Source organism: Streptomyces sp. NPDC004284, from assembly GCF_042874035.1.
Classification (GTDB): Bacteria; Actinomycetota; Actinomycetes; order Streptomycetales; family Streptomycetaceae; genus Streptomyces.
The window spans coordinates 120,543-146,431 of the sequence record NZ_JBIAMJ010000015.1 but is presented as its reverse complement, the minus strand read 5'-3'; the positions used below and the strand labels follow the sequence as shown (position 1 = coordinate 146,431).

The window sequence follows — 25,889 nt, the reverse complement described above, 5'->3', positions numbered from 1 at the left end:
GCTGGACACATGAGTACGACGATCGACCGGGGCACGGCCCAGGGCCTGCCGGAGTGGGACCGCTGCGCGGTCATGGGCGTGGTCAACGTGACCCCCGACTCCTTCTCCGACGGCGGCCGCTGGTTCGACACCACGGCCGCCGTCAAACACGGCCTCGACCTGGCCGCCGAGGGCGCCGACCTCATCGACGTCGGCGGCGAGTCCACCCGCCCCGGCGCCACCCGCGTCGACGAGGAGGAAGAGCTCCGCCGCGTCGTCCCCGTCGTCCGCGGCCTCGCCTCCGAAGGCGTCGCCGTCTCCGTCGACACCATGCGCGCCACCGTCGCCGCCCGCGCCGTCGAAGCCGGCGCCGTCCTCGTCAACGACGTCAGCGGCGGCCTCGCCGACCCCGGCATGGTCCCCGCCGTCGCCGCCGCCGAAGTCCCCTTCGTCGTCATGCACTGGCGCGGCTTCAGCGACAACATGAACGACCTCGCCGTGTACGACGACGTCGTCGGCGAAGTCCTCACCGAACTCCGCACCCGCATGGAAGCCGTCATCGACGGCGGCATCGCCCCCGAGCGGATCGTCATCGACCCCGGCCTCGGCTTCGCCAAGCTCGCCCCCCACGACCTGGCCCTCGTCGCCCACCTCCCCGAGCTCCGCGCCCTCGGCCGCCCCCTCCTCGTCGCCGCCTCCCGCAAGCGGTTCCTCGGCCACGTCCTCACCCGCGAGGGCGCCGCCCCGCCCCCCGCCCGCGAACGCGACGCCGCCACCGCCGCCGTCTCCGCCCTCGCCGCCCACGCGGGCGCGTGGGCCGTCCGCGTCCACGAGGTACGGGCCACCGCCGACGCCGTACGCGTCGCCAGGGCCGTCGAGGGCGCCGCGTGAGCCGCGCGGACCGCGCCACCGACGAGACGGCCGTCGAAGCCGCCAACACCGCCTTCTACGAGGCCATGGAGACCGGCGACTTCGAACGCCTCTCCGCCCTCTGGCTCGACGACGGGGCCACCCCCATCACCTGCGTCCACCCCGGCTGGCCCGTCCTCACCGGCCGCGGCGAGGTGCTCCGCTCGTACGCCCTGATCATGGCGAACACCGACTACATCCAGTTCTTCCTCACCGACCTGCGGATCTCCCTCGCCGGCGACACCGCCCTCGTCACCTGCACCGAGAACATCCTCAGCGGCGGCCCCGCCGAGGACGGCGCCGAACTCGGCCCCCTCGTCGGCCAGCTCGTCGTCGCCACCAATGTGTTCCGCCGCACATCCGACGGCTGGCGGATCTGGTCCCACCACGCCTCCCCCGTCCTGGGTGACACCGAGGAAACGGGGGGTCCGGAGGACGGCCCCGAGGCTTCGAATCCACCCGCCTGACCCGCCTCCGGCCCCCCAAGGGCAAGCGATGTCGGTCCCCGCAGGTAGATTCGAAGTGGACACCCGGCCGTCCGCACCCGGCTGCGTGACCACCCGAACTACGACATCAGGAGTGATTCGCGTGGATCGTGTCGCGCTGCGCGGCCTCAAGGCCCGAGGCCATCACGGCGTCTTCCCCAAGGAGCGCGAGGAGGGCCAGACCTTCATCGTGGACCTGGTCCTCGGCCTGGACACCCGCCCGGCGGCCGCCGAGGACGACCTCTCCAAGACCGTCCACTACGGGATCGTCGCGGAAGAGGTCGTCGACGTCGTCCAGGGCGAGCCCGTCGACCTCATCGAAACCCTCGCCGAGCGCATCGCCCAGCAGTGCCTCAGCCACGCCGGGGTCCAGGAGGTGGAAGTCGTCGTCCACAAGCCGGACGCGCCCATCACCGTGCCCTTCGACGACGTGACCGTCACGATCACCCGGAGCCGACGATGAAACCGACGCAGAGCGATCCCACCGTCCAGCCCGTGCCGGCCTCCGTCGTCGAAACCGTCGACGCCGCCGACACCACCCTCTCCAACCCCCGCTGGGCCGTCCTCGCCCTCGGCGCCAACCTCGGCAACCGCCTGGAGAACCTCCAGGGAGCCATCGACGCCCTCGGCGACACGCCCGGCCTCCGGGTCAAGGCCGTCTCCCCCGTCTACGAGACGGCCCCCTGGGGCGTCGACCCCGGCAGCCAGCCCTCGTACCTCAACGCCGTCGCCCTCGTGAGGACGACCCTGCCGCCCTCCTCCCTCCTGGAGCGGGCCCACGCCGTCGAGGAGGCCTTCCACCGCGTCCGCGAGGAGCGCTGGGGCGCCCGCACCATCGACGTCGACATCGTCGCCTACGCGGACGTGGTCTCCGAGGACCCCGTCCTCACCCTCCCGCACCCCCGCGCCCACCTGCGCGCCTTCGTCCTCGCCCCCTGGCACGACGTGGACCCCGACGCCCAGCTCCCCGGCCACGGCCCGGTGGCCGACCTCCTCGCCGCCGTCGGCCTCGAAGGCGTCACTCCCCGTACCGACCTGGAACTCCGTCTCCCGGAGTAGTCGTTACGCTCGTGCCAGACCGCCCGCGCGACGACACGAAGGACATCCGGTGAAACAACTGCGGCTGAAGGTGCTCACCGGACTGTTCCTCGTGGCCGGCGTCCTCTCCTGGGGCGGCGCCCGCCTCTGGGACGCGGTCGGCACCCTCCCCAGCGTGCCGATCGCCGCGCCCATCGTCCTCGCCGTCATCGCCGCCGTCCTCACCGCGACCGCGCTCTCGATCCGCGCCCGCCTCAAGGCCCAGCGCGAGCGCCGCCCCGGCGCCAAGGGCGTCGAACCCCTCATGGCCGCCCGCGCCGTCGTCTTCGGCCAGGCGAGCGCCCTCGTCGCCGCCCTCGTCGCCGGCATGTACGGCGGCACGGGCGTCTTCCTCCTCGGCTCCCTCGACATCCCGGCCCGCCGCGACCAAGCCATCTACGCCGCCTTCGCCGTCGCCGCCGGCATCGCCGTCATCGCCGCGGCCCTCTTCCTGGAGCGGGTCTGCAAGCTTCCGGAGGACGACGACGAAACCCGCTCCCCCGCGGCCTGAGCGACGGGCTACACCCGCTCCTGGTACACCCTGACCCCGACCGGCTCAAGCTCCCGGACCACCGCCCAGACCGCCCGTTCGTCCAGCGCCCGGGCCCACTCGTCGAGGTCTTCACCGGAGTCCTGGAAGAACCACGAACCGAAGCCCCCCAAGGCCCTCAGAGCGGGTGTGGGGCCGTACCGAAGCTCGCAGTGCACCTGCACGTAGTGATCGTGGTCGCCGCCCTCGTCGACGACCGCGAACTGCCGCACGAGATCCAGCATGAACGCCGCAGGACCGTCGAAGGCGTAGATCCCGTACTGGAACAGAAGACCATCGGCATCGGGCACGTCCGGGACGTCGAACGGCCGCCGCCCGAAGCGGAGGAAGGCGCACCGAACGGCCTCCGCATCCGGATCGGCCAGCCCCCGCAGTTCGCCGCCGAGCAGTCACGCAGCCTCGTCCACCGACGGTCTCCGCGCCATGACCTGCCCTCTTCATTCGCCGCAGCGGGGATCAGCATAGGTGCGCCCATCAGGCGCCCGTCCCAAGGATCCCCTCCTCACCAGGGCTCCCGCGCGAGGTGCCCGTTCACCAGGAAGGTGGGGTACGGGGAGAGCCGGTAGCCGTAGAACGTGAAGGGCTTGGTGCCGAGCGCGGGGCGGGGGCGGACCTCGTGGACCTGGATCCAGGAGGACTCGGGTGGGTCGAGGCGGTGGTGCTCGGGGGTGAAGGTGCCGCGACTTTGCCAGCGGTCCGACACGCAGAGCTGTGAGACCCCTTTCGCCGCCGGAGTGAACCGCGCTCCGATGATGGGAGCGATTTCAGCCAGGAACGGAACATTGGCGCTGACGATCATCCGCCCGGGCCACTGTTTGATCCGGCAGCCGTCGCCCTCGATGTATCCGTCGAGGAACCCGCTGAACGTGTCGATGTCGCGGAGAACCACCCGGGGGAAGCGTTGCCGCATGTGGTGGGCATCCCCGCCCACGTAGTGCCGCAGCGCGTCGGAGAGGTACGAGGAGACGACCCGCACGCGGAAGCCGGGCAGGTCGCGCTTCAGATAGCCGGACGGTCGGGTCACCGCCTCCAGACGAGCCAGCAGGCCCGTGCAGGCCGTCAGAGCCGTCGCATAGCGCGTCGCGAACGCCTCCTCATTCACGACCAGCGACACGTAGTTCTTGCCGACTGTCCCGTCGGCACACGTGGCGCCGACGAAGTAGCCGAACTCATACCCCGGCCTGATCATCAGCCGTTCCCGGCACAGCTTCTTCGCGTACGTCCAGGCGATCGTCGTCCCCGCCGTGTCCGCCGCCTGCGTCCAGCCGTCCGGCGTGAGCAGGAGCAGGTCCGGACCGGCGGTGAAGGTCATGTGGTCCGTGACCACGTCGACGGCCTGCCGCCCCTTCACCGCCGTCACGTCCACGGCCGTGGTCTGCACCGTCCGGTCGCTGTCCAGCGTCCACATCACGCTGCCCGGAACCACGTTCTTGGCCCGCGCGCAGCCGTCGACCAGGTTGACCAGCATGTTGCTGGTCGGTCCGTACCCCATACCGCCCCCTTGATCAGCGTTGAACTCCGCTGGTCAAGGACGCTATGGAGCAAGCCGGACAGTCCGCTACTAGCGGGCCAATATCAGGGACATAGCCTCAGCGCGTGTAGTAGCGTCACGAAGTTGGCCACGCACCGCCGAGGTCGTCGTCTTCGCGCCCGGCTTGCGGACTCCGCGCAGCGTCATGCACATGTGCTCGGCCTCGATGACGACGATCGCGCCGCGAGCCTCCAGGATCTCCATCAGCGAGTCGGCGATCTGCGTCGTCAGACGCTCCTGAACCTGCGGGCGCCGGGAGAAGACGTCGACAAGGCGGGCCAGCTTGGACAGTCCGGTGATCTTGCCTGATTCGGCCGGAATGTAACCAATGTGAGCTACGCCATGGAATGGCAGCAAATGATGTTCACAGGTGGCCATCAGTTCGATGTCCTTCACCAGGACCATCTCGTCGTGCCCGAGGTCGAACGTCGTCGTCAGGACCTCCTCGGGCTTCTGCCACAGCCCCGCGAAAAGCTCCTTGTACGCCCGTGCCACACGCGCTGGCGTCTCCTTGAGCCCCTCGCGGTCCGGGTCCTCGCCGACCGCGATGAGGAGCTCTCGTACGGCGTTCTCGGCGCGCTTCTCGTCGAACTCGCCGATCGTGCCCTCGCCGTCCAGCGTCACCGGGTCGGTCATCTCTGCCTCGTTCCGTCTGCCTGTGTGCGCGAGAAAAGCCGCGCCCCCACAGGCTAGAACCTGTGGGGGCGAGGCATCCATTCCGGGGTGCCGGGGAGGTCAGTCCTCGGGGTTGTCGACGGGGGCGATGTCGATGCCCTTGGTGGTGTCGACCGAGGGGGTGGCCGTGCCGTTGGCGGTGTTCGTCAGGGCCAGCTCCTTGGGGGAGAGGACCGGGGGACGGGTGGAGGGGGTGCGGCGGGCGGAGCCGGTCCAGGCCGGGCGGGCCGGGCGCTTGACGATGGGGGCGAAGATCTCGGCGATCTCCTCCTTGCCCAGCGTCTCCTTCTCCAGGAGGGCGAGGACCAGGTTGTCGAGGACGTCGCGGTTCTCGACGAGGATCTCCCAGGCCTCGTTGTGCGCGGTCTCGATGAGCTTCTTGACCTCTTCGTCGACCAGCGCCGCGACCTCTTCCGAGTAGTCGCGCTGGTGCGCCATCTCACGGCCGAGGAAGGGCTCGGTGTTGTCGCCGCCGAACTTGATGGCGCCGAGCCGCTCGGTCATGCCGTACTGGGTGACCATCGCGCGGGCCGTGGCGGTGGCCTTCTCGATGTCGTTCGCCGCGCCCGTGGTCGGGTCGTGGAAGACGAGCTCCTCGGCCGCGCGGCCGCCCAGCATGTAGGCGAGCTGGTCGAGCATCTCGTTGCGGGTGGTGGAGTACTTGTCCTCGTCGGGGAGGACCATGGTGTAGCCCAGGGCCCGGCCTCGGGAGAGGATCGTGATCTTGTGGACCGGGTCGGCGTTCGGCGAGGCCGCCGCGACGAGGGCGTGGCCGCCCTCGTGGTACGCGGTGATCTTCTTCTCCTTGTCCGACATGATCCGGGTCCGCTTCTGCGGGCCCGCGACCACGCGGTCGATCGCCTCGTCCAGCGCCTTGTTGTCGATCAGCTTCTGGTCGCCGCGGGCGGTGAGGAGCGCCGCCTCGTTGAGGACGTTGGAGAGGTCCGCGCCGGTGAAGCCGGGGGTGCGGCGGGCGACGGCCGAGAGGTCGACGTCCGGGGCGACCGGCTTGCCCTTCTGGTGGACCTTGAGGATCTCCAGGCGGCCCTGCATGTCCGGGCGGTCGACGGCGATCTGCCGGTCGAAGCGGCCGGGGCGCAGGAGCGCGGGGTCGAGGATGTCGGGGCGGTTCGTGGCGGCGATGAGGATGACGCCGCCCTTGACGTCGAAGCCGTCCATCTCGACGAGGAGCTGGTTGAGGGTCTGCTCGCGCTCGTCGTGGCCGCCGCCGAGGCCGGCGCCGCGGTGGCGTCCGACGGCGTCGATCTCGTCGACGAAGACGATCGCCGGAGCGTTGGCCTTGGCCTGCTCGAAGAGGTCGCGGACGCGGCTGGCGCCGACGCCGACGAACATCTCGACGAAGTCGGAGCCGGAGATCGAGTAGAACGGCACGCCGGCCTCGCCGGCGACGGCGCGCGCGAGGAGCGTCTTGCCGGTTCCGGGCGGGCCGTAGAGCAGGACGCCCTTGGGGATCTTGGCGCCGACGGCCTGGAACTTCGCGGGCTCCTGGAGGAATTCCTTGATCTCGTGGAGTTCCTCGACGGCCTCGTCCGAGCCGGCGACGTCGGCGAAGGTGGTCTTCGGGGTGTCCTTGGTGATGAGCTTCGCCTTGGACTTGCCGAACTGCATGACGCGGGAGCCGCCGCCCTGCATCTGGTTCATCAGGAAGAGGAAGACGACCACGATGAGGACGAAGGGGAGGAGCGAGAGCAGGATCGAGACGAAGGGCGACTGCTTCGTCGGGGAGACGGTGTAGCCCTTCTCGATCTGTCCGGCCTCGAACTTCTCCTGGAGCTTGTCGGCGAGGTCCGCGCCCTGGGTGCCGATGTAGCTGGCCTGGACCTTGTCGCTCTTGTTGATCTTCTGACCGTCGACGAGGTCGATCTTGATGATCTGCTCGTCACCGGTGGTGATCTTTGCCTGCTTGACCTGGTTCTTGTCGATCGCCTGGACGACCTGGCCGGTGTCCACCGTCTTGTAGCCCTCGGACGAGCCGACGACCTGCATCAGCACGACCACGGCGAGGACGGCCAGCACGATCCACATGACCGGCCCACGGAAGTATCGCTTCACGTCCATCCATACGGAGCGAGTACGCCCCGTCCCTCCTGCCCGTAGGTAAATGCTGCTGTGAGAGCTGCTATGTGAAAAAGCTGTTCTTCGGACGGTACCTCAGCATCGTCGCCCGCGACCGCCTTCCCGTGGTTCAACGGAGGGAAGGCGGTGCGGGTTCCCCGTACAGCGGGGGTCTCAGCCGCCGTAGACGTGCGGGGCGAGCGTGCCGACGAACGGAAGGTTCCGGTACTTCTCGGCGTAGTCGAGGCCGTAGCCGACGACGAACTCGTTGGGGATGTCGAAGCCGATCCACTTGACGTCGATGGCGACCTTCGCGGCCTCCGGCTTGCGCAGGAGGGTGACGACCTCGAGGGAGGCGGGCTCGCGCGAGCCGAGGTTCGACAGGAGCCAGGACAGGGTCAGACCGGAGTCGATGATGTCCTCGACGATCAGGACGTGCTTGCCCTTGATGTCGGTGTCGAGGTCCTTGAGGATCCGGACGACGCCCGAGGACTGGGTGCCGGCGCCGTAGGAGGAGACGGCCATCCAGTCCATGGTGACGGGGGTGGAAAGGGCGCGAGCCAGATCCGCCATCACCATCACGGCGCCCTTGAGGACGCCGACGATGAGCAGGTCCTTGCCCGCGTATTCCGCGTCGATCTTCGCGGCCAGCTCTGCCAGCTTGGCGTCGATCTCTTCCTTGGTGATGAGCACCGACTGGAGGTCGGTGCCCATGTCCTTCTCGTTCACCCGGGTCACTTTCGTTGCAGCGTGCGTCAGCCTTGCCGGATGACAAGTCTGCCACCCTGCCGACGGGCTTCGACGCGTCCGGGCAGGTTGATGGCTCCCTGACCGCGCCAGCCGGTGATGAGGCGGTCGACTTCTTCGATGTGGCGGGCGAAGAGGGAGCCGGCGGGGGCGCCCTCGGCGATCACGGCGCGACGCAGGACTCGGCGGCGTACGGCGGGGGGCAGCCCGAAGAGCTTGGCGCATTCGAGGGCGCCCGCCTCGTCGCGTACGGCGGTCTCGGCGTCGGCGGCCCAGGTGTCGAGGGCGTCGGCGTCGTCGCGGGAGAGCTGGGCCGTTCGGGCGAGGGCTTCGACGACGCCCTTGCCGAGGGCCTTCTCCAGGGCGGGGAGGCCCTCGTGGCGGAGCCGGGAGCGGGTGTAGGCGGGGTCGCTGTTGTGCGGGTCGTCCCAGACGGCGAGTTCCTGGGCGATGCAGGCCTTGCGGACGGTCTGGCGGTCGAGCTGGAGGAACGGGCGCCGGTAGCGGCCGGAGGTGCCGGAGACGGCGGCCATGCCGGAGAGGGAGCGGATGCCGGAGCCGCGGGCGAGGCCGAGGAGGACGGTCTCGGCCTGGTCGTCGCGGGTGTGGCCGAGGAGGATCGCGGCGGCGCCGTGGCGCTCGGCGGCGGCGTCGAGCGCGGCGTACCGCGCGTCGCGGGCGGCCGCCTCGGGTCCGCCTTCGCGGCCGACGGTGACGGTGACGGCCTCGACGGGGGTGAGGCCGAGGGCGGTCATGCGTCCGGCGACCTCGGCGGCGCGGCCCTCGGAGCCGTCCTGGAGGCCGTGGTCGACGGTGATGCCGCCGGCGCGCACGGGAAGTTTGCGGGCCTCGAAGGCGAGGGCGGAGGCGAGCGCCATGGAGTCGGCGCCTCCGGAGCAGGCGACGAGCACCAGCGGCGCGTCGTCGGTGGTGTGGTCGGTGAGGACGTCGTGGAGTACGCGGCGGACCGCCAGGCGTATCGCCGCGACCGCAGGATGGGGACCCATGTCCGGTGCCCTTCGTGATGGGGGTGGGGTGCCTCGGTCGGAGTCTTAACGGTCGGAAAGGGGGGTTCGGTCACTCAGAGTGCGTCGATGGTGACAGAAACCCGGCCGTTACCCGAGCATTGCACGCCTCACCCCATGCCCAGGGTCCCTCGGATGGGTGATTGGTGGGGGGTCCTGACGTGTTCTGGTGTCGTGTGCCGCTCCTGTCTCAGGAGTCTGCCTTACGGTGCACCCTCGCGATCCAGTCGGCGGGTGCGGCGATCTCGGTCTTGGTGGGGAGCGTGTTGGGCGAGGTCCAGACGCGGTTGAAGCCGTCCATGCCGACCTGGTCGACGACGGCGCGGACGAAGCGCTCGCCGTCGCGGTACTGGCGGAGTTTGGCGTCGAGGCCGAGGAGCTTGCGCAGGGCGAGGTCGAGGCGGGAGGCACCGCGGGCGCGGCGGGCCTGGAACTTCTCGCGGATCTCGGCGACGGAGGGGACGACCTGGGGGCCGACGCCGTCCATGACGTAGTCGGCGTGGCCTTCGAGGAGCGACATGACGGCGGTGAGGCGGCCGAGGATCTCGCGCTGTTCGGGGGTCTGGACGAGTTCGACGAGGGAGGGGGAGGGTTCGCCCTCCTCGCCCTCGGGGCGGCCGCCGGCGAGGGTCTGGGCGGCCTCGCGGAGGCGTTCGACGACGGTGCCGGGGTCGACGTCGGTGGCGGCCAGGAACGACTGGATTTCGCCCTGGAGATGGTCACGTAGCCAGGGGACGGCGGTGAACTGGGTGCGGTGGGTCTCCTCGTGGAGGCAGACCCAGAGCCGGAAGTCGTGGGGGGAGACGTCGAGTTCGCGTTCGACGTGGACGATGTTGGGGGCGACGAGGAGGAGGCGTCCGCCGCCGTTCGCGCCGGCGGGGAGGTCGCGGGTGGCGGGGGCGAAGGTCTCGTACTGGCCGAGGATGCGGGAGGCGAGGAACGAGAGCAGCATGCCGAGTTCGACGCCGGTGACCTTGCCGCCGAAGGCGCCGAGGACGGCGCTGCCGGCGCTGCCGGAGCGGCGTTCCTGCATCTTGCCGAGGAGCGGGGTGAGGAGCTCGCGGAAGCCGGCGACGTTGGCCTTGATCCAGCCGGCGCGGTCGACGACGAGGACGGGGGTGTCGTGCGGTTCGGTGCCTTCGGGGATCATCCGGGTGTAGGCGCGGACGTGTTCCTCGGAGGCCTTGGCGTGTCTGCGGAGTTCGGCGACGACCTCGCGGGCCTCGTCGCGGCTGACTTCGGGTCCGGGCCGCACGAGGCGGGTCGCGGTCGCGACCGCGAGGTTCCAGTCGACCATCCCGGATGTGCCTGCGCCACCGATGCTCGTCATGTGTCAACCGTACGGGCTCGGGGCCTGTTCGGTGAGGGTTCGAGGCGGGGCGTGTGGGCTCACTTGCGGCCGGCGAGGGCGGCGGAGAGCCGGTCGAGGGCGGGCTGTGCCTCGTACGGGGAGAGGGTGCGGCCGGCGAGGAACGCGAAGGCGAGGAGGCGTCCGTCGGGGGTGACGACGGTCCCGGCGAGGGTGTTGACGCCCGTGAGGGTGCCGGTCTTGGCGCGGACGAGGCCGAGGCCGGCGGGTGCCGTGCCGTAGCGGTTCGCGAGGGTGCCGGTGAAGCCGCCGACGGGGAGCCCGGTGAGGAGGGGGCGCAGGGTGGGGCGGGCGGGGTCGGCCGCGCGGGTGAGGAGGTCGGTGAGGAGGGCGGCGGAGACGCGGTCGTGGCGGTCGAGTCCGCTGCCGTCGGCGAAGCGGGCGCCGGCGACGGGGGCGCCGAGCCGGGTGAGTTCGTCGCGTACGGCCTTCTCGGCGCCGGTGAAGCTGGCGGGCTGCTTGCGGACGAGGGCGGTCTGCCGGGCGAGGGCTTCGGCGAGGTCGTTGTCGCTGTTCGTGAGGGTGTGCTCGACGAGGTCGGCGAGGGGGTCGGACCAGGTGCGGGCGAGGGGGGCGGCCTGGGGGGTGCGGCCGGGGGCGGGGTCGCCGGCGATCTTGATCCCGGCCCGGGTGAGGAGGTCCGCGAAGGCGCGGGCGGTGTCGCCGGCCGGGTCGGCGGTGCGGGGGGCGGGGCCGCTGCGGCTGTCGTCGAGGCGTCCTTCGCGGGTCATGAGGGCGACGACGGGGGCGAGGTTGTCGTTGGGGCCGATGGGGTGGAGGGCGGGGCCCCGGTAGAGGCTCGTGTCGTAGGCGAGGCGTACGGAGGTGTGGCCGGCGGCCTTGAGGGCGCGGGCGGTGTCGGCGGCGAGGGCCCTCAGGCGGGCGGGGTCGAGGGTGGGGTCGCCGCCGCCGGTGAGGGTGACGCTCTTTCCGTCGGGGGCGGCGGTGACGGTGGTGGGGATGCGGTGCTCGGGGCCGAGGGCGGAGAGCGCGGCGGCAGTGGTGGCGATCTTGACGGTGGAGGCGGGGGTCATGGGGGTGCCGGCGCCCTCGCCGTAGAGCTGCCTGCCGGTGGCGGTGTCGACGACGGAGGCGGTGCGGAGGGGGCCGAGGCCGGGGTCGGCGAGGAGCGGGACGAGGACGGCGGCGAGGTCGGCGGTGCGTCCGGCGGGGGCGTGCAGGGGGGTGAGGACGCCGGGGGCGCTGGGGGCGGGCGCGGGGCGGCGGGGGGCGGCGGCCGGCTTCGCGGGGGCGGCGTGATGCGCGCCACCCGCCGCGGGGGCGGCGGCGCGGGCCCGCTCGGCCGTACGCTGGCCTCCGTCCCATGGTCCGGCCGCGGTGACCGCCGCGGCGGCCAGGACGAGACCGAGGGCGGCGGAGCCCGCCGTGAACTGCCACGTCCTCGGCTCCGGCATTGCTGACCAGCCCCTTTCGCGATCACACACGTGCGTGAGGGACACTTAATCACCGCGCGTCGTCGCGAGCATTCACTTGTGTTGATTCAGGAGGAGCCACCCGTGGAGTTCGACGTTCTCATCGAGATCCCGAAGGGGTCGCGGAACAAGTACGAGGTCGACCACGAGACCGGTCGCATCCGCCTGGACCGTCGTCTCTTCACGTCGACGGCCTACCCGACCGACTACGGCTACGTGGAGAACACCCTCGGCGAGGACGGCGACCCGCTGGACGCGCTCGTCATCCTCGACGAGCCGACCTTCCCGGGCTGCCTCATCAAGTGCCGCGCCATCGGCATGTTCCGCATGACGGACGAGGCCGGCGGCGACGACAAGCTGCTGTGCGTGCCGGCGACGGACCCGCGCATGGAGCACCTGCGGGACATCCACCACGTGGCGGAGTTCGACCGCCTGGAGATCCAGCACTTCTTCGAGGTCTACAAGGACCTGGAGCCGGGCAAGTCGGTCGAGGGTGCCGACTGGGTCGGTCGCGCCGAGGCCGAGGCCGAGATCGAGAAGTCGTTCGCGCGCCTCAAGGAGCAGGGCGGCCACTGAGTCCGGCTCGCTTCTGATCGCGCGAAAGGCGGTGCGCCCCTGGGGGGTGCACCGCCTTTCGCGCATTCGTGGCGCCTTCATACCTTCATACTGGAATCCACGATTCCCTGGGGATGAGGCGGAGAGAGTGGTGGCGGAGCCGGAGGGCCCCGAGGAGGCTCCTGAGGACGTTGCGCCTGAGGACCGGAAGCCGCAGTCGGACGAGGCGCGCAGCGCGTTCGTGCCGCCGGCCGGGGTGGAGCAGCCCGCGCCGCCCGAGGAGGAGCATCCGACCTCCGAGTTCGCCCTGCCGTCGGGTCTGACGCCGGAGCCGCCGCAGGAGACGGAGGGTTCGGCGTTCGCCCCGCCGTCCACGTACTCGGCGAAGGACTCGCCGCCCGCGTTCACCCCGGCGTACGGGGTCCCCCTGTCGCTGCTTCCGCAGCACGCTCCGTGGCAGGACCGGATGCGGACGATGCTGCGGCTGCCGGTGGGTGAGCGGCCGGTGCCGGAGGCGCCGCGCAAGGAGGACGAGTCCGGGCCCTCGGTGCCGCGCGTGCTCGACCTGACCCTGCGCATCGGCGAACTGCTGCTCGCGGGCGGGGAGGGCGCGGAGGACGTCGAGGCGGCGATGTTCGCGATCTGCCGCTCGTACGGGCTGGACCGGGTGGAGCCGACGGTGACGTTCACCCTGCTGTCGGTCACCTATCAGCCCTCGCTGGTGGACGACCCGGTCACGGCGAACCGGACGGTGCGCCGCCGGGGTACGGACTACACGCGGCTCGCGGCCGTCTACCAGCTGCTCTCGGACATCAACGCGCGGGCGCACGAGGTGACGCCGGAGGAGGCGTACCGGCGGCTCGCGGAGATCCGGCGGAACCGGCACCCGTATCCGGGCTGGGTGCTGACGGCGGCGGCGGGCGTGCTGGCCGGGGCGGCCTCGGTGCTGCTCGGCGGCGGTCCGACGGTCTTCCTGGTGGCGGCGCTCGGCGCGGTCCTCGGCGACCGGCTGGCGTGGCTGTTCGCGGGGCGGGGGATGCCGGAGTTCTACCAGTTCCTGGTGGCGGCGATGCCGCCGGCGGCGATGGGGGTGCTCCTGACGCTGCTGCACGCGGATCTGCGGCCGTCGGCGGTGATCACCGGTGGCCTGTTCGCGCTGATCCCGGGGCGGGCGCTCGTGGCGGCCGTGCAGGACGGTCTGACCGGTTTCTACATCACGGCCTCGGCGCGGCTCCTGGAGGTCGCGTACCTCTTCGTCGCGATCGTGGTGGGCGTGCTGTCGGTGCTGTACCTCGCGGTGCAGTTCGACGCGCAGCTGAACCCGGAGGGGGTGCTGCGGCCGGTGGAGCGGCCGGTGGTGCAGATCCTGGCGTCGATGGTGCTGTGCGCGACCTTCGCGATCCTGCTGCAGCAGTCGCGGGCGACGGTGCTGTTCGCGACGCTGAACGGCGGGGTGGCGTGGGTGGTCTACGCGTCGATCGCGGTGACCGCCGGGGGCTCGGCGGTGATGGCGACGGCGGTGGCGGCCGGTCTGGTGGGACTCTTCGGGCAGCTGATCGCCCGCTACCGCCACACCTCGTCGCTGCCGTACGTGACGGCGGCGATCGGGCCGCTGCTGCCCGGTTCGGCGACGTACTTCGGGGTGCTCGCGATCGCCCAGCACAATCTGGACCAGGGCTTCGCCTCCCTGGCGAAGGCGGCGGCGCTGGCCCTGGCGATCGCGATCGGCGTGAACCTGGGGAGCGAGCTGGCCCGCCTCTTCATGCAGGCCCCGGGCGCGGCGGCGGCGCGGCGCGCGGCGAAGCGCACCCGGGGGTTCTAGCTTCGGGTCCTACCGCTTGGCGTGGCGGCCGCGGGAGGGCTGCGGGGCCGGGATGCCGGGGGTGTCGTGGTCGGCGGTCTGCGGCGGGTTCTTCTTGGCCTGGGAGCGGGCGCGGAGGAGCTCGATGGCGACCGGGATGACGGAGATCAGGACGATGCCGACGAGGATCATCTCGATGTGCTTGTGGACGAACTCGACGTTGCCGAGGGAGGCGCCGAGCAGGGTCACGCCGGCGCCCCACAGCAGGCCGCCGATGAGGTTGAAGACGAGGAACGAGCGGTAGTTCATCCGGCTCACGCCGGCGATGATCGGCGTGAACGTCCGGACGATGGGGACGAAGCGGGCCAGGATGAGGGACTTCGGGCCGTGCTTCTCGAAGAACTCGTGCGCCTTCTCGACGTTCTCCTGCTTGAACAGCTTGGAGTCGGGGCGCGTGAAGAGGGCCGGGCCGACCTTGCGGCCGAAGAGGTAGCCGGCCTGGTCGCCGAGGACGGCGGCGGCCACCACCAGGGTGCAGACCAGCCACAGCGGCTTGTCGAGCTTGCCGGTGGTGACGAGCAGGCCGGTGGTGAAGAGCAGCGAGTCGCCGGGCAGGAAGAACCCGATGAGGAGGCCGGACTCGGCGAAGACGATGACCAGGACCCCGATCAGACCAAAGGTCCCGATCAGATAGTCCGGATCCAGCCAGCTCGGTCCGAGGGCAAGCGTGTTCACGGGTTCCGGGCTCCTGCGGTCGGTGGGGGCTTGGGGGGACGGCTGGCCCCAAGCTATCAACGCGGGCCGATCGCCCCCGGTTCCACCCGGTCCCCACGGGATGCGGACCGGGCCCCCGCCCCTGAGGGTGGGGGGTCAGGAGGTGCATGCCGATGGGCATCGACGAGTACGGGGGCGGCCAGGGGCCGCACCCCGAGGTGCTGGTCGTGACGACGAACGACGTGCCGGGCTACGAGGTCCGGCAGGTGATCGGTGAGGTCTTCGGCCTCACCGTCCGCTCCCGCCATCTGGGCAGCCAGATCGGCGCCGGCCTGAAGTCGATGATCGGCGGTGAGCTGAAGGGCCTGACGAAGACCCTCGTGCAGACCCGCAACCAGGCGATGGAGCGCCTGGTGGAGCAGGCGAGGGCGCGCGGCGCGAACGCCGTGCTCATGTTCCGCTTCGACGTGACGGAAGCGGCGGACGTGGGCACGGAGGTGTGCGCGTACGGCACGGCCGTGGTGATCGCGCCGCGCGCCTGAGGCCGCCGCTCGCGGGCCTTCCGGTCGGGCCGCGCGCCCGGGCCCGCTCCGGTCAGGCCGTGCGGCGGGCGGCGTTCGCCCGGACGGCCTCCCGCAGGTGCTCGGGGAGGCCGGGGTGGATCGCCTCGTAGAACGCGTGGAAGTTCTCGTCGGCGACGTACATCTCGGCGAGCTCCAGGTGGGTCCTCGGGTGGCACTCGAAGAACCAGGTGGTGAGGTGGCGGCGGTGGGCCTCGGCGAGGTCCATCGCCTCCTCGGACGCCGGGTCCGCGCCCTCGGCCATCAGGGCGGCGTAGGCGGCGCCCCAGGCGTCCACCTCGTCCTTCATCCGCTGCCACTCCTCCTTGCCGTACCCGGCGGCACGCGCCTGGGCCTGCTCGTGGGAGTGGGAGCCGCCCCAGCGGCGGGCGGTCTCCTCGGCGTAGCGCTCGGGGTCCTTGTCCCCGAAGACCTCGAACTTCTCCTCGGGCGTGAGGTTGATGCCCATCTTCTTCGCCTCCATGGCGTGCTCGACGGCCGCCGCCATCCTCGTGAGCTCGCCGATCCGCTCGGTCAGCAGCGCGTGCTGGCGCCGCAGGTGCTCCTGCGGGTCGGCGTGCGGGTCGTCGAGGAGGACGGCGACCTCTTCGAGGGGGAAGCCGAGCTCCCGGTAGAACAGGATCTGCTGGAGCCGGTCGAGGTCCGCGTCGTCGTAGCGGCGGTGGCCCGCCGTGCTGCGGCCGCCCGGCGAGAGCAGCCCGATCGCGTCGTAGTGGTGCAGGGTGCGCACCGTGACCCCGGCGAAGCCGGCCACCTGTCCCACGGAGTAGCCCATCGGCCGTCCGCCCTCTCTCTGTCGGTACGCCGTTCAGCCTGGGTCCTGACGCGACGTGAGGTGCAAGTCCCACCCCTGACACCGTTCGGGGTGTTAGGTCCCTTTTGCTCACTTATGGTGGGGCGGTGGCCACTGATCATGCTCCGCCTCCGGCTCCCACCCCCGTGCAGACGCCCGCCCGGATCCTGCTCCCCCAGATCCTCCCCGCGCTCCTCGTCGGCGTGGGGGCGAGCCTGCTCTTCCTCGGGATCAGCGCCCTCGCGGAGCAGTTCCAGCACGTGCTCTGGAACAACCTGCCGGACGCGCTCGGCATCGGGAACTACTCCTCCCTCTGGATCATCACCATGCTCACGGCGACGGGCATCGCCGTGGGTCTGGTCGTGTGGAAGGTGCCGGGCCACGCCGGCCCCGACCCGTCCTCCGAGGGGCTCGGCGGGGCGCCGCTCGCCCCCGCGGTGCTGCCGGGGCTGCTGCTCGCGAGCACCCTCATGCTGGCCGGCGGCGTCAGCCTCGGCCCCGAGAACCCGATCATCGCCACCAACATCGCGCTCGCCTACTGGCTCGGCCGCAAGGTGGCGCCCGCCGCACCGGGCGCGGCCTGGGTCGCGCTGGCCTCGGCCGCCACCATCGGCGCCCTGTTCGGCACCCCGGTGGCGGCCGCCCTCGTCCTCTCCGAGGCCCTGGCGGGCCGGCCGGGCCCCGGCTCCCTCTGGGACCGGCTCTTCGCCCCGCTCGTCGCCGCCGGCACGGGCGCCCTGACCACCCAGCTCGTGTCCGATCCCAGCTTCGACATCGGACTCCCGCCGCTGACCGACCCCGGATTCGACGACATCCTGGCCGCCCTGGTGATCGCCTCCGCCGCCGCCGTGTTCGGCCTGGTCGCCTGCTACCTCTTCCCGTACGTCCACGCCGCCTTCCGGCGGCTGCGGCACCCCCTGGTGATGCTGCCCCTCGGCGGCCTCGTCCTCGGCCTGCTCGGCGCCCTCGGCGGGCACCTGACGCTCTTCAAGGGCCTGGAGGAGACCAAGGAGCTCGCCGCCTCCGTCGGCAGCTGGTCCTCGGGCGAGCTGATGAAGATGGCCGTGGTCAAACTCCTCGCCCTCCTGGTCGCCGCCTCCTGCGGCTTCCCGGGCGGCCGGATCTTCCCCGCCGTCTTCATCGGCGCCGCCTTCGGCCTGTGCGCCCAGGCCCTCGTCCCCGAGGTCCACCCGGCCGTCGCCGTCTCCTCCGCCGTCCTCGGCGTCCTGCTGGCCACCACCCGGCAGGGCTGGATCAGCCTCTTCACCGGCGCGGTCCTCGCCTCGTCGCCCGCGATGCTCGCCGTGCTCTGCCTCGCCTCGCTCCCGGCCTGGCTGATCGTCACGGGCCGCCCCCAGCTCGAACTCGACCACGAGGGCCACGCCCTGCACTGACCCCCGCGACCGGCCGGGTTCCGGATCAGGTCGCGTACGGGTTCTCCCGGCCCTCCCCGAGCACGCCCACGAAGGGCTCGCCCTCGCCCGCGAACACGTACGCCCCGTCCTCGATCCGCTCGATCAGGCCGAGCGTCCACTCCTTGCCCGCGTCCGCCGAGTGGACCCACATGTGCATGATCTCGCCGATGTGGCCGAGCTGCTCCGGGCCGCCCTCCGGCGTGTAGTACTCCGTGACCGACGTCCGCCACTCGTCGAGCGCCCGCACCCGCCGGCGCAGCAGCTCCGCCACCTCCTCGCGGGGCAGGTCCACCATGAAGCCGATGGCCGCCGACAGGACGTCCGTCTTCTGGTCGTACGTGGTCAGCGCCTCGCGCAGCAGCGCGAAGTACTCCTCCGCGCCGGCCTCCGTCAGCTCGTACTCGACCCTCGGCGGACCGCCCGCGACGCTCGGCGCGACCTCGTGCGCGTGCAGCAGTCCCTGCTTCGCCATCTGCTTCAGGGCGTGGTAGATCGAGCCGGGCTTGGCGTGGGACCACTCGTGCGCGCCCCAGTACTCCAGGTCGCTCCGCACCTGGTAGCCATGGGCGCGGCCGTGCTGCTTGACCGCGCCCAGGACGAGAAGTCGGATCGCTGACATGCCCCGATGTTAGTCAACCTTGACTAGGCGGTGGCGTTCTCCTCCGCGATCAGGTCGAAGGAGCCCTTGCCGTCCAGGGACTCGCGGATGACGTCCGCGTGGCCGGCGTGCCGGCCCAGCTCCTCGACCAGGTGGAGCAGCATCCAGCGGATCGACACCCGCCCGTCCTCGGGGAACCAGGGCCTGTCGGGCAGCGGGAAGGTGTCGTCCAGGCTGGGCACGCTCCGGACGAACTCCTCCGTCTCCTTCGCCACCCGCTCCATGAAGGCCACCGTGCCCGCGCGGGTCTCGTCGCCGACGAGCTGGAAGCTCTCGTGCCAGTTCGACTCGTCCCGGGGGCCCAGCTCGTTCGGCTGCTGCTGCGCCATCCGCAGCCAGTTGAGCTCGCCCTCGGCGACGTGCTTGATCAGGCCGGAGAGGCTCAGCTCGCTGACGCTCGGGCGGCTCGCCGCCTGCTCGTCGGTGAGACCGAAGGACGCCCGCACGACCGCCTCGCGCTGCGCCTTCAGGAAGTTGAGGAACGCGCCGCGCTCGTCACCGTGCTGCTCCGCGGGAACAAGGGCCACCATGATGTCCACCTTCTGTCGTCCGTGCGTCGGTCGGTGTCGTTTCCCCCGACACCGACCAACGTAGGCGCCATGTAGGACAGATCGTGGCCTAGACGGCTCTAGAAGGGGAAGCGGCTGCGGCCGTGCTGGATCGAGATCCACTTCTGGGTGGTGAAGGAGTCGACCATCGCGTCGCCGTTGAGCCGGCCGATGCCCGAGTGCTTCTCGCCGCCGAAGGGCACGATCGGCTCGTCGTGCACGGTGCCGTCGTTGATGTGGATCATGCCGGTGCGGATGCGCCGGGCGACCCGTACGCCCCGCTCGACGTCCCCGGTGTGGACGGCGCCGCTGAGCCCGTACGGGGTGTCGTTGGCGATCCGCACGGCCTCCTCCTCGCCGTCGAAGGGGACGATCAGCGCGACCGGGCCGAAGATCTCCTGGCTCAGGACCGGGGCGTCGGCGGCGATGCCGGTGAGGACGGACGGGGAGACGAGGTTGCCCTCGACCGTGCCGTGCAGGAGCGCGGTCGCGCCGGCCGCCACGGTCTGCTCGACGACCGAGGAGACCGCCTCCGCCTGCTGGGAGTTGATGAGGGGACCGATGTGGGTGGCGGGGTCGGCCGGGTCGCCGACGCGCAGGGTCTTCACCTTCGCCACGAACTTCTCGGTGAACTCCTCCTCCAGCGTGCGGTCCACCAGGATGCGGTTGGCGGCCATGCAGACCTGGCCCTGGTGGACGAAGCGGCTGAAGACGGCCGCGTCGACCGCGTAGTCGACGTCGGCGTCGTCGAGGACGATCAGGGCGCTGTTGCCGCCGAGTTCGAGGACGGCCTGCTTGAAGTTCTGCGCGCAGACCGTGGCGACGTGGCGGCCGACCTTGTCGGAGCCGGTGAAGGAGATGACCTTCGGGACCGGGTGGGTCAGGAGCGCGTCGCCGATCTCGGCGATGTCGGTGACGACGACGTTCAGCAGGCCGGCCGGCAGACCGGCCTCCTCCAGGACCTTCGCGACCAGCGTGCCGCCGCAGATCGGGGTGTTCTGGTGCGGCTTGAGGACGACGGCGTTGCCCAGCGCGAGCGCGGGCGCGACCGACTTGATGGAGAGGAGGAAGGGGAAGTTGAAGGGCGAGATGACGCCGACGACGCCGACCGGGACGCGGTAGACGCGGTTCTCCTTGCCGTCGACCGGCGAGGGCAGGATGCGGCCCTCGGGGCGCAGCGCCAGGTGGACCGCCTCGCGCAGGAACTCCTTGGCGAGGTGGAGCTCGAAGGCCGCCTTGAGGCGGGTGCCGCCGAGCTCGGCGACGATCGTCTCGGCGATCTCCTCCTCGCGGTCCTCGACGATCCGCAGCGCGCGCTCGAAGACGAGCCGGCGCGCGTACGGGTTGGTCTCGGCCCACGCGGCCTGGGCGCGCTCGGCGGACCGGTAGGCGCGGTCGACCTCGTCGGCGGTGGCGACGGTGATCGACGCGAGCTTCTCCCCGGTGTACGGGTTGAAGTCGATGATGTCCCACGAGCCGCTGCCGGGCTTCCACTCGCCGTCGATGTACTGGTGGGCCAGGTCGGTGAAGTGCGACATGGTGGAGACCCCTCTACCCGCTACCTGCAGTGCGACTGATGTGGCGTCATCGTACTGATGTATCAGGAGAGTTGAAGGAGACCTCGGAGCAGGTCACGACTTTCGGCCGGATCCGGACCGTCCTTCTGCAGTTTCTCCATCACCCGCTGGTACTGGGCGACTTCCTCGCGCTTGTCGAGGTAGAGGGCGCTGGTGAGCTGTTCGAGGTAGACGATGTCGGAGAGGTCGGACTCGGGGAAGCTGAGCATCGTGAAGGCGCCGCTCTCGCCGGCGTGGCCGCCGAAGCTGAACGGCATGATCTGGAGCGTGACGCCGGGGTGCTCGGAGATCTCGATGAGATGCCTCAACTGCCCCTGCATGACCGACCGGTCGCCATAGGGGCGGCGCAGCGCGGCCTCGTCGAGGACGGCGTGGAACTGCGGGGCGCGCTCGGAGACGAGGACCTTCTGCCGCTCCAGGCGCAGGGCGACGCGGCGGTCGATCTCGGCGCGCGGGGCGTCGGGCATGCCCCGGGTGACGACGGCGTGGGCGTACTCCTCGGTCTGCAACAGGCCGTGGACGAACTGCACTTCGTAGACGCGGATGAGGGAGGCGGCGCCTTCCAGGCCGATGTACGTCTGGAACCAGCCGGGCAGGACGTCGCCGAAGCTGTGCCACCAGCCGGCGACATTGGCCTCGCGGGCGAGGCCGAGGAGCGCGCCGCGCTCGGTCTCGTCCCCGACTCCGTAGAGGGTGAGCAGATCCTCGACGTCCCTGGCCTTGAAGCTCACCCGTCCCAACTCCATACGGCTGATCTTTGATTCGGACGCGCGGATGGAATAGCCGGCCGCCTCGCGGGTGATCCCGCGCGACTCGCGCAGCCGCCTCAGCTGGGAGCCCAGCAGGATGCGCCGCACCACGCTCCCGCTCGCTCCGCTCGATTCGCCTGCGGTCACGGCTCTTCGCCTCCCCTTTACGGTGTCGAGCCCCCGTCGAGCCCCGGATTCTGCCATCAAACGCTTCAGCGCGTACACATTCGATTACGGAAAGGCGACGAGTTCCGGGCATCCGCGCGCACATCACGGGCACAGTGCGTGCGGATCCGGGGAAGTTCCCCACATCGTGTGGACGACTTATGCACAGATTCGGCACGCGGAAGGACAGGTCCGGCGCGTGCACGTGCATCTGCCCTTGCATCCAGTGCACGCATTCGGAACCATGGACCCCGCGCAGCCGCGTACTCGTTCGTGTTGTCGTGTTGTCGCACCACAGTCGCGATTCCCGGGAGTGCCTCGCATGGGGACGAATGGATCGACCGTGCTCGAGCCGTTACGGCAGGGCCTTCCGCCGATCGATCCCGGCGCCGTCTCCACCTCCGCCTCCTGCGCCCTGCCCGCCCGGTACGAAGCCGTGCGCGGGGCCCGCAAGTTCACCAGCGCCACGCTCGACCGCTGGGAGCTGACGGAACGCTTCGACGACGTGGCCCTGGTCGTCTCCGAGCTCGTCACCAACGCGCTGCGTCACGCGGTGCCCGCCGACGCGCCGCAGGAGGAAGTCCAGAACCCGCCGGTCCGGCTGCACCTGATGCGCTGGGCCTCACGCCTGGTGTGCGCCGTGCGCGACCCCAGCCAGGAGAGCCCGGAGGCGCGCGACGGCAAGGAGGACTTCGCCGCCGAATCGGGTCGCGGCCTGTTCCTGGTGGACTCGTTCAGCGACAGCTGGGGCTGGCACCCGCTGGCCGGCGCGCTCCAGGGCAAGGTCGTGTGGGCGCTGTTCCGGATCGGACCGGAGTAGTACAGGACATGCGAGAAGGGCCCCGACGGGAACCGTCGGGGCCCTTCTCGCGTCTCGGAGCAGGTGGTCCCGCTCCAGGAAGTCCCGGACCGGGAATCCTCAGACCAGGTGGTCGAACTCGCCGTCCTTGACGCCCAGCAGGAGCGCCTCTATCTCCGCGGGCGTGTAGACGAGCGCGGGGCCCTCGGGGTGGCGCGAGTTGCGCACGGCGACGTCGCCACCCGGAAGCTTGGCGAACTCCACGCAGGACCCCTGGGAGTTGCTGTGGCGGCTCTTCTGCCACACGACACCCCGCAGCTCCGTGGCTGCCATGCCGTTGTACGCGTGATGCGCATGATGCACTGGTAGCTCCCCGAGTTGCTTGGTGCAGGTGTCAACTTCCTCGGATCATAGCTGTGTTCACATGCCGATGCATGAGCAGATGCACGTGCACAAGGGGTGGCGTAGCGACTACGCGACAGAGCGTGCTACCGGCGGGTATGACGCACCCCCGACCTCGCCTGACAGCCCATCAGTGGAGGTCAGGCGTCCAGGAACGCGTCGAAGGCCGAACCGGGCCCCTTCCGGGAGTCACGGCCCGCCGCGTGCTCGGCGTCCGCCAGGAAGCAGGAGCCGAGGAGCTCGGCGAGCCCGTCGCGGTCCAGACCGGGCGAGGTGAAGACCAGGTGCCGGCAGCGGTCGCCGTGTCCCGGGTGCCGGTCCAGGGCCGCGGCCGCCCTCCGCACCGGCGGGACCGTCTCCCAGGCCCCGTCGGGCAGCGAGGCCGGCCAGGGCCCCGCGCTCTCGACGCAGAGCGCGCCGCCCGCCGCGTCCCAGGCGAGCGGGGTGTCGGGCCGGTCGGCCGGGTAGAAGCGACCGCGGCTGCGGGCGGCGACGCAGGTCAGGCCTTCAGGCGCAGCGTACAGCCGGCCCGGACGGAAGGGCCGGTGACGGTGCCAGACGTACGTGGCGACCCCGTGCGCGTCCACCTCCTGCGGCAGCGGGGCGCAGGCCGGGTGCCGGGCGGCGGCCGCGACCTCCACGTCGAAGCCGGCGGGGACGGCCCGCGCGAGGGCCGCGTCCCCGACGGGGACGCGCAGGGCGGTGGGGTGCAGCCGGTCGAGCAGCGCCCGGTCCTCCGCGTCGGCCTCCGGGCCCTCGGCGACGGCGAGCACGGGCGCGTACTCCAGCCGGCGCGCCCCGGCGTCGGCGATCGCGCGCCGGTCGGTGGCGGCCGCGGCGAGACCGGCGTCGGCGAGGTCGTCGCCGTTGCCGAGGCAGGGCAGGAGGAGGGCCGGGTCGACGGCGGTGACGACGGCGCCGATCCGGAACCCGACGGCCGCGACGACCTCGGCCATCGCCCCGGGCTCGACGGAGTCCCGGAGCTCGACGACGGCGAGCCGGGTCGGGCCGGAGTCGCTCCGGCTCGGGGAGGAGGGCCTGCCTTTCGGATCGGGCCGGATCAGGGAGCGGGGCCCGGTGCGTGCGATCGCAAGGCGGAGGAGGTCGACAACGGCGGAGCCATGGCGGCCGACGACAACGCGGCGAGCGTGCGTGCCAGGCCCCGCGAGCCCGGCCCGATCCGAAAGGCAGGCCCTCAGTCCTCGCGCAGGGCGCAGCAGGCGCAGTCGTCGACGAGCGGGGCCTCGTCCGCGGAGAGGAGGCCGGTGGCGTCGCGGACGGTACGGGCGACGGTCCCGGTCTCCGGGGCCGTCGCGAGGTCGTGGTGGAGCGCCGCGCTGCCGGGGACGACGGCCAGGAGCCGGTCCACGGCAGCGCGGCGGGCGTCGGAGTACAGGCCTCCGACGAGGGCGACGGAGAGCATCAGGGCGCCTCGCGCCGTCCGTAGCGCTTCTCGAAGCGCTCGACGCGGCCGGCGGTGTCGAGCACGCGCGCGGTGCCGGTGTAGAAGGGGTGGCTCGCCGAGGAGATCTCGACGTCGACGACGGGATAGGTGCGGCCGTCCTCCCACTCCACGGTCCGCTCACCGGTGAGCGTGGAGCGCGTGAGGAAGGCGAAGCCGCCGGCCTTGTCGCGGAAGACGACGGGCTCGTACGTGGGGTGGATGCCGGGCTTCATGGGGTGGCTCAGCGCTCCTCTCGGAAGTCGACGTGGCGGCCGGCGACCGGGTCGAACTTGCGCAGGGCGAGGCGGTCGGGGTCGTTGCGGCGGTTCTTGCGGGTGACGTAGGTGAATCCGGTTCCGGCGGTGGAGCGGAGCTTGATGACGGGGCGGAGTTCATTGCGTGCCATGCTGTGGAGAGTAAATGAAAATGAATCCCATTGTCAACAACTCTGTGGAGAGGTAGGTCACCCTTGTCCGCCCGCTGCCGGCTGACCGGCGCACGCCCCGGATTCGGCAACCGGATCCCGCGCTCCCACCGGCGCACCTCCCGCCGCTTCGACCCGAACGTCCAGGGCAAGCGGTACTGGCTGCCCAGCGAGCGCCGGTACGTACGGCTGACGCTGAGCGCCCGCGCGATCAGGACCGTCGACACCATCGGCGTCGAGGCCGCCGTGGCCCGCATCCGGGCGCGCGGAGGCAAGGGCTGATGGCCAGGCGCAGCAAGGTCGCCCACAACGAGCGGCGGAAGGCGGTCGTGGCCCGGTACGCCGAGCGGCGCGCCGAACCGAAGCAGACCGTCCGGCGCCCCTCCACCCCGGTGGCCGAGCGCGAAACGGCCCTACGCGAGCTGGCCCCCAGCCCCGGGACGCCAGCCCGACCCGCGTCCGCAACAGGGACGCGGTGGACGGCCGCCCCGCGGCCACCTGCGCAAGTTCGACCTGTCCCGGGTACGGGTGCGCCGACAGGCCCACGCCGGGTTCCTGCCGGGCGTACGGAAGGCGTCCCGGTGACGGGGCGGCTCGCCAGCCCGGGCGCGCGGAAGGCGTCCGGGTGACGGGCCGGATCACCAGCCCGGGCGCACGGAAGACGTCCCGGTGACCGGCCGGGCCGGGCCCGTCAGCCCGGGCGCACGGAAGGCATCCCGGCGACCGGCCGGATCACCAGCCCAAGCGCACGGAAGGCGTCCCGGTGACCGGCCGGGCCGGGCCCGTCAGCCCTGGAGGCCGACGAGGCGCCTGCCCTCGTCGTCGTAGAGGGTGACGGCGGCCGGCCTCTCCCCCGGGCCGGTACGCGTGTACCAGACGCCCCAGCCGGGGTGGCCGGGCAGCGTGACGAGCGTGGCGACGGTCTTGTGGCCCTCGGCGTCGGTGAGTTCGACGCGACCCGCCTTCCGGGTCCCGTAATAGAGGCCCGAGTGGAACACCCCCGCCTCGTCGCCCTCGCTCTGGTGGCTGATGCCGGGCTGCGAGCGGTCGATGTTGCCGTCGACGACGCTGCGGAAGTTCTCGTAGCCGTCCGGGCCCGACCAGTGCTTGCCGTCCTCCGTCAGCCACACCGTGTATCCCTGCCCGGCGTCCACGCGCTCGCCGGAGCGGACGGTACGGATGCGGGTCGGGAGGGTGGGGGCGGGGGCGGGCTTCTCGGCGGATGTGACGGCCGGTGCGGCGGCCGGTGCGATGGTCGGTGCGACGGCCGGTGCGGTGGTCGGCTTCACGACGGTCGTCGTGGAGGCGTTCGCGGCCGACGGCGCCGCGATCAGCGCCGCGGCCACGACACCGGCGGCCGCCATCAGGTACTTCTTCATCCGGTTGCTCCTGGGATCTCCCGGGACCG

29 protein-coding genes and 2 pseudogenes are annotated in these 25,889 nt (G+C 71.4%); 12 read left to right on the top strand and 19 right to left on the bottom strand.

Translation table 11 applies throughout. The features are described from left to right. Nucleotides 1–9: 9 nt before the first annotated feature. The 5 genes from folP (at nucleotide 10) to ACFYUS_RS30425 (ending at nucleotide 2,961) form a co-directional block, all read left to right on the top strand. The gene (gene folP, locus ACFYUS_RS30445; RefSeq protein WP_388859094.1) at nucleotides 10–870 is read left to right on the top strand and encodes a dihydropteroate synthase; all 861 of its coding nucleotides are present in this window, start codon (nucleotides 10–12) and stop codon (nucleotides 868–870) included. Continuing rightward, the gene (locus tag ACFYUS_RS30440) at nucleotides 867–1,355 is read left to right on the top strand and encodes a nuclear transport factor 2 family protein (RefSeq protein ID WP_388859091.1); all 489 of its coding nucleotides are present in this window, start codon (nucleotides 867–869) and stop codon (nucleotides 1,353–1,355) included. Before folP ends, ACFYUS_RS30440 begins: the two co-directional genes overlap by 4 nt. Before the next feature lie 121 nt (nucleotides 1,356–1,476). Then, nucleotides 1,477–1,836, top strand: coding sequence for a dihydroneopterin aldolase (folB, locus tag ACFYUS_RS30435; protein WP_388859088.1), 360 nt, complete (start codon nucleotides 1,477–1,479; stop codon nucleotides 1,834–1,836). Next, nucleotides 1,833–2,432, top strand: a complete 600-nt coding sequence (gene folK / locus ACFYUS_RS30430) for a 2-amino-4-hydroxy-6-hydroxymethyldihydropteridine diphosphokinase (protein WP_388859085.1) — start codon at nucleotides 1,833–1,835, stop codon at nucleotides 2,430–2,432. The genes folB and folK overlap by 4 nt, the downstream gene beginning before the upstream one ends. 49 nt (nucleotides 2,433–2,481) lie before the next feature. Beyond that, a complete protein-coding gene (locus ACFYUS_RS30425) occupies nucleotides 2,482–2,961 on the top strand; it encodes a DUF3180 domain-containing protein (protein WP_388859081.1) in 480 nt (159 codons plus the stop codon). A gap of 8 nt (nucleotides 2,962–2,969) precedes the next feature. Here the strand turns inward: ACFYUS_RS30425 and ACFYUS_RS30420 are convergent, their stop codons facing one another. From ACFYUS_RS30420 to dacB, 8 genes are all read right to left on the bottom strand, one after another. Next, entirely contained in the window at nucleotides 2,970–3,290 is a 321-nt protein-coding gene (locus ACFYUS_RS30420; RefSeq protein ID WP_388859078.1) for a hypothetical protein, read from the bottom strand. A gap of 212 nt (nucleotides 3,291–3,502) precedes the next feature. Next, complete coding sequence (locus tag ACFYUS_RS30415; RefSeq protein WP_388859075.1) at nucleotides 3,503–4,492, bottom strand: hypothetical protein; 990 nt, start codon at nucleotides 4,490–4,492, stop codon at nucleotides 3,503–3,505. Between the two features lie 69 nt (nucleotides 4,493–4,561). Beyond that, nucleotides 4,562–5,167 (bottom strand): GTP cyclohydrolase I FolE, encoded by a 606-nt coding sequence (gene folE, locus ACFYUS_RS30410; RefSeq protein WP_388859072.1) that lies wholly within the window; start codon nucleotides 5,165–5,167, stop codon nucleotides 4,562–4,564. A gap of 99 nt (nucleotides 5,168–5,266) precedes the next feature. Next, on the bottom strand, nucleotides 5,267–7,285 hold the full coding sequence (gene ftsH / locus ACFYUS_RS30405; protein ID WP_388859069.1) for an ATP-dependent zinc metalloprotease FtsH: 2,019 nt from the start codon (nucleotides 7,283–7,285) through the stop codon (nucleotides 5,267–5,269). A gap of 171 nt (nucleotides 7,286–7,456) precedes the next feature. After that, nucleotides 7,457–7,996: a hypoxanthine phosphoribosyltransferase gene (gene hpt / locus ACFYUS_RS30400; protein WP_116165458.1), complete on the bottom strand. Its 540-nt coding sequence runs from the start codon at nucleotides 7,994–7,996 to the stop codon at nucleotides 7,457–7,459. 41 nt (nucleotides 7,997–8,037) lie between these two features. Then, the gene (tilS, locus tag ACFYUS_RS30395; protein ID WP_388859066.1) at nucleotides 8,038–9,036 is read right to left on the bottom strand and encodes a tRNA lysidine(34) synthetase TilS; all 999 of its coding nucleotides are present in this window, start codon (nucleotides 9,034–9,036) and stop codon (nucleotides 8,038–8,040) included. A 208-nt stretch (nucleotides 9,037–9,244) separates the two neighbouring features. Beyond that, nucleotides 9,245–10,384, bottom strand: coding sequence for a zinc-dependent metalloprotease (locus ACFYUS_RS30390; RefSeq protein ID WP_388859063.1), 1,140 nt, complete (start codon nucleotides 10,382–10,384; stop codon nucleotides 9,245–9,247). Between the two features lie 59 nt (nucleotides 10,385–10,443). Then, nucleotides 10,444–11,838: a D-alanyl-D-alanine carboxypeptidase/D-alanyl-D-alanine-endopeptidase gene (gene dacB / locus ACFYUS_RS30385; RefSeq protein WP_388859060.1), complete on the bottom strand. Its 1,395-nt coding sequence runs from the start codon at nucleotides 11,836–11,838 to the stop codon at nucleotides 10,444–10,446. A 102-nt stretch (nucleotides 11,839–11,940) separates the two neighbouring features. On the opposite strand from dacB, the gene ACFYUS_RS30380 reads away from it, so the two are divergent. Continuing rightward, nucleotides 11,941–12,432, top strand: a complete 492-nt coding sequence (locus ACFYUS_RS30380) for an inorganic diphosphatase (RefSeq protein ID WP_388859057.1) — start codon at nucleotides 11,941–11,943, stop codon at nucleotides 12,430–12,432. A gap of 127 nt (nucleotides 12,433–12,559) precedes the next feature. Further along, nucleotides 12,560–14,233: a threonine/serine exporter family protein gene (locus tag ACFYUS_RS30375; RefSeq protein ID WP_388859054.1), complete on the top strand. Its 1,674-nt coding sequence runs from the start codon at nucleotides 12,560–12,562 to the stop codon at nucleotides 14,231–14,233. A gap of 9 nt (nucleotides 14,234–14,242) precedes the next feature. On the opposite strand, the gene ACFYUS_RS30370 is transcribed toward ACFYUS_RS30375, so the two are convergent. Next, the gene (locus ACFYUS_RS30370) at nucleotides 14,243–14,947 is read right to left on the bottom strand and encodes a DedA family protein (RefSeq protein WP_388859052.1); all 705 of its coding nucleotides are present in this window, start codon (nucleotides 14,945–14,947) and stop codon (nucleotides 14,243–14,245) included. 152 nt (nucleotides 14,948–15,099) lie between these two features. Here ACFYUS_RS30370 and ACFYUS_RS30365 point away from each other — a divergent pair, with 152 nt between their 5' ends. Next, nucleotides 15,100–15,468, top strand: coding sequence for a YbjQ family protein (locus ACFYUS_RS30365; protein ID WP_388859049.1), 369 nt, complete (start codon nucleotides 15,100–15,102; stop codon nucleotides 15,466–15,468). A 52-nt stretch (nucleotides 15,469–15,520) separates the two neighbouring features. Here ACFYUS_RS30365 and ACFYUS_RS30360 read toward each other — a convergent pair whose 3' ends face one another. Next, on the bottom strand, nucleotides 15,521–16,282 hold the full coding sequence (locus ACFYUS_RS30360) for a MerR family transcriptional regulator (protein WP_388859046.1): 762 nt from the start codon (nucleotides 16,280–16,282) through the stop codon (nucleotides 15,521–15,523). A 125-nt stretch (nucleotides 16,283–16,407) separates the two neighbouring features. Between ACFYUS_RS30360 and ACFYUS_RS30355 the strand changes: the two genes are divergently transcribed. Then, complete coding sequence (locus ACFYUS_RS30355) at nucleotides 16,408–17,694, top strand: ion channel protein (protein ID WP_388859043.1); 1,287 nt, start codon at nucleotides 16,408–16,410, stop codon at nucleotides 17,692–17,694. 25 nt (nucleotides 17,695–17,719) lie between these two features. On the opposite strand, the gene ACFYUS_RS30350 is transcribed toward ACFYUS_RS30355, so the two are convergent. The 4 genes from ACFYUS_RS30350 to ACFYUS_RS30335 all read right to left on the bottom strand — a co-directional run bounded on the left by ACFYUS_RS30350 (nucleotide 17,720) and on the right by ACFYUS_RS30335 (nucleotide 21,394). Further along, nucleotides 17,720–18,334: a PadR family transcriptional regulator gene (locus tag ACFYUS_RS30350; RefSeq protein WP_388859040.1), complete on the bottom strand. Its 615-nt coding sequence runs from the start codon at nucleotides 18,332–18,334 to the stop codon at nucleotides 17,720–17,722. Between the two features lie 23 nt (nucleotides 18,335–18,357). Further along, nucleotides 18,358–18,903, bottom strand: a complete 546-nt coding sequence (locus ACFYUS_RS30345; protein WP_388859037.1) for a DinB family protein — start codon at nucleotides 18,901–18,903, stop codon at nucleotides 18,358–18,360. Nucleotides 18,904–19,001: 98 nt separating this feature from the next. Continuing rightward, nucleotides 19,002–20,459 (bottom strand): aldehyde dehydrogenase family protein, encoded by a 1,458-nt coding sequence (locus ACFYUS_RS30340; RefSeq protein ID WP_388859034.1) that lies wholly within the window; start codon nucleotides 20,457–20,459, stop codon nucleotides 19,002–19,004. A 62-nt stretch (nucleotides 20,460–20,521) separates the two neighbouring features. Continuing rightward, on the bottom strand, nucleotides 20,522–21,394 hold the full coding sequence (locus tag ACFYUS_RS30335; RefSeq protein ID WP_388859031.1) for a helix-turn-helix domain-containing protein: 873 nt from the start codon (nucleotides 21,392–21,394) through the stop codon (nucleotides 20,522–20,524). A 340-nt stretch (nucleotides 21,395–21,734) separates the two neighbouring features. Between ACFYUS_RS30335 and ACFYUS_RS30330 the strand changes: the two genes are divergently transcribed. After that, entirely contained in the window at nucleotides 21,735–22,232 is a 498-nt protein-coding gene (locus ACFYUS_RS30330) for an ATP-binding protein (RefSeq protein WP_388859028.1), read from the top strand. 99 nt (nucleotides 22,233–22,331) lie between these two features. On the opposite strand, the gene ACFYUS_RS30325 is transcribed toward ACFYUS_RS30330, so the two are convergent. From ACFYUS_RS30325 to rpmG, 4 genes and pseudogenes are all read right to left on the bottom strand, one after another. Next, nucleotides 22,332–22,544: a DUF397 domain-containing protein gene (locus ACFYUS_RS30325; protein ID WP_041129870.1), complete on the bottom strand. Its 213-nt coding sequence runs from the start codon at nucleotides 22,542–22,544 to the stop codon at nucleotides 22,332–22,334. 209 nt (nucleotides 22,545–22,753) lie between these two features. Beyond that, a pseudogene (locus ACFYUS_RS30320) lies at nucleotides 22,754–24,036 on the bottom strand (GTP-binding protein). Next, nucleotides 24,036–24,290, bottom strand: a complete 255-nt coding sequence (locus ACFYUS_RS30315) for a type B 50S ribosomal protein L31 (protein ID WP_388859025.1) — start codon at nucleotides 24,288–24,290, stop codon at nucleotides 24,036–24,038. The pseudogene ACFYUS_RS30320 and the gene ACFYUS_RS30315 overlap by 1 nt, the downstream one beginning before the upstream one ends. 8 nt (nucleotides 24,291–24,298) lie before the next feature. Continuing rightward, nucleotides 24,299–24,463: a 50S ribosomal protein L33 gene (rpmG, locus tag ACFYUS_RS30310; protein ID WP_388859022.1), complete on the bottom strand. Its 165-nt coding sequence runs from the start codon at nucleotides 24,461–24,463 to the stop codon at nucleotides 24,299–24,301. A gap of 63 nt (nucleotides 24,464–24,526) precedes the next feature. On the opposite strand from rpmG, the gene rpmB reads away from it, so the two are divergent. Further along, nucleotides 24,527–24,763, top strand: a complete 237-nt coding sequence (rpmB, locus tag ACFYUS_RS30305; RefSeq protein ID WP_388859018.1) for a 50S ribosomal protein L28 — start codon at nucleotides 24,527–24,529, stop codon at nucleotides 24,761–24,763. After that, nucleotides 24,763–25,066: pseudogene (rpsN, locus tag ACFYUS_RS30300) on the top strand (30S ribosomal protein S14). The gene rpmB and the pseudogene rpsN overlap by 1 nt, the downstream one beginning before the upstream one ends. 200 nt (nucleotides 25,067–25,266) lie before the next feature. Here rpsN and ACFYUS_RS30295 read toward each other — a convergent pair. After that, nucleotides 25,267–25,860, bottom strand: a complete 594-nt coding sequence (locus tag ACFYUS_RS30295) for a hypothetical protein (RefSeq protein ID WP_388859015.1) — start codon at nucleotides 25,858–25,860, stop codon at nucleotides 25,267–25,269. Nucleotides 25,861–25,889 lie beyond the last annotated feature (29 nt).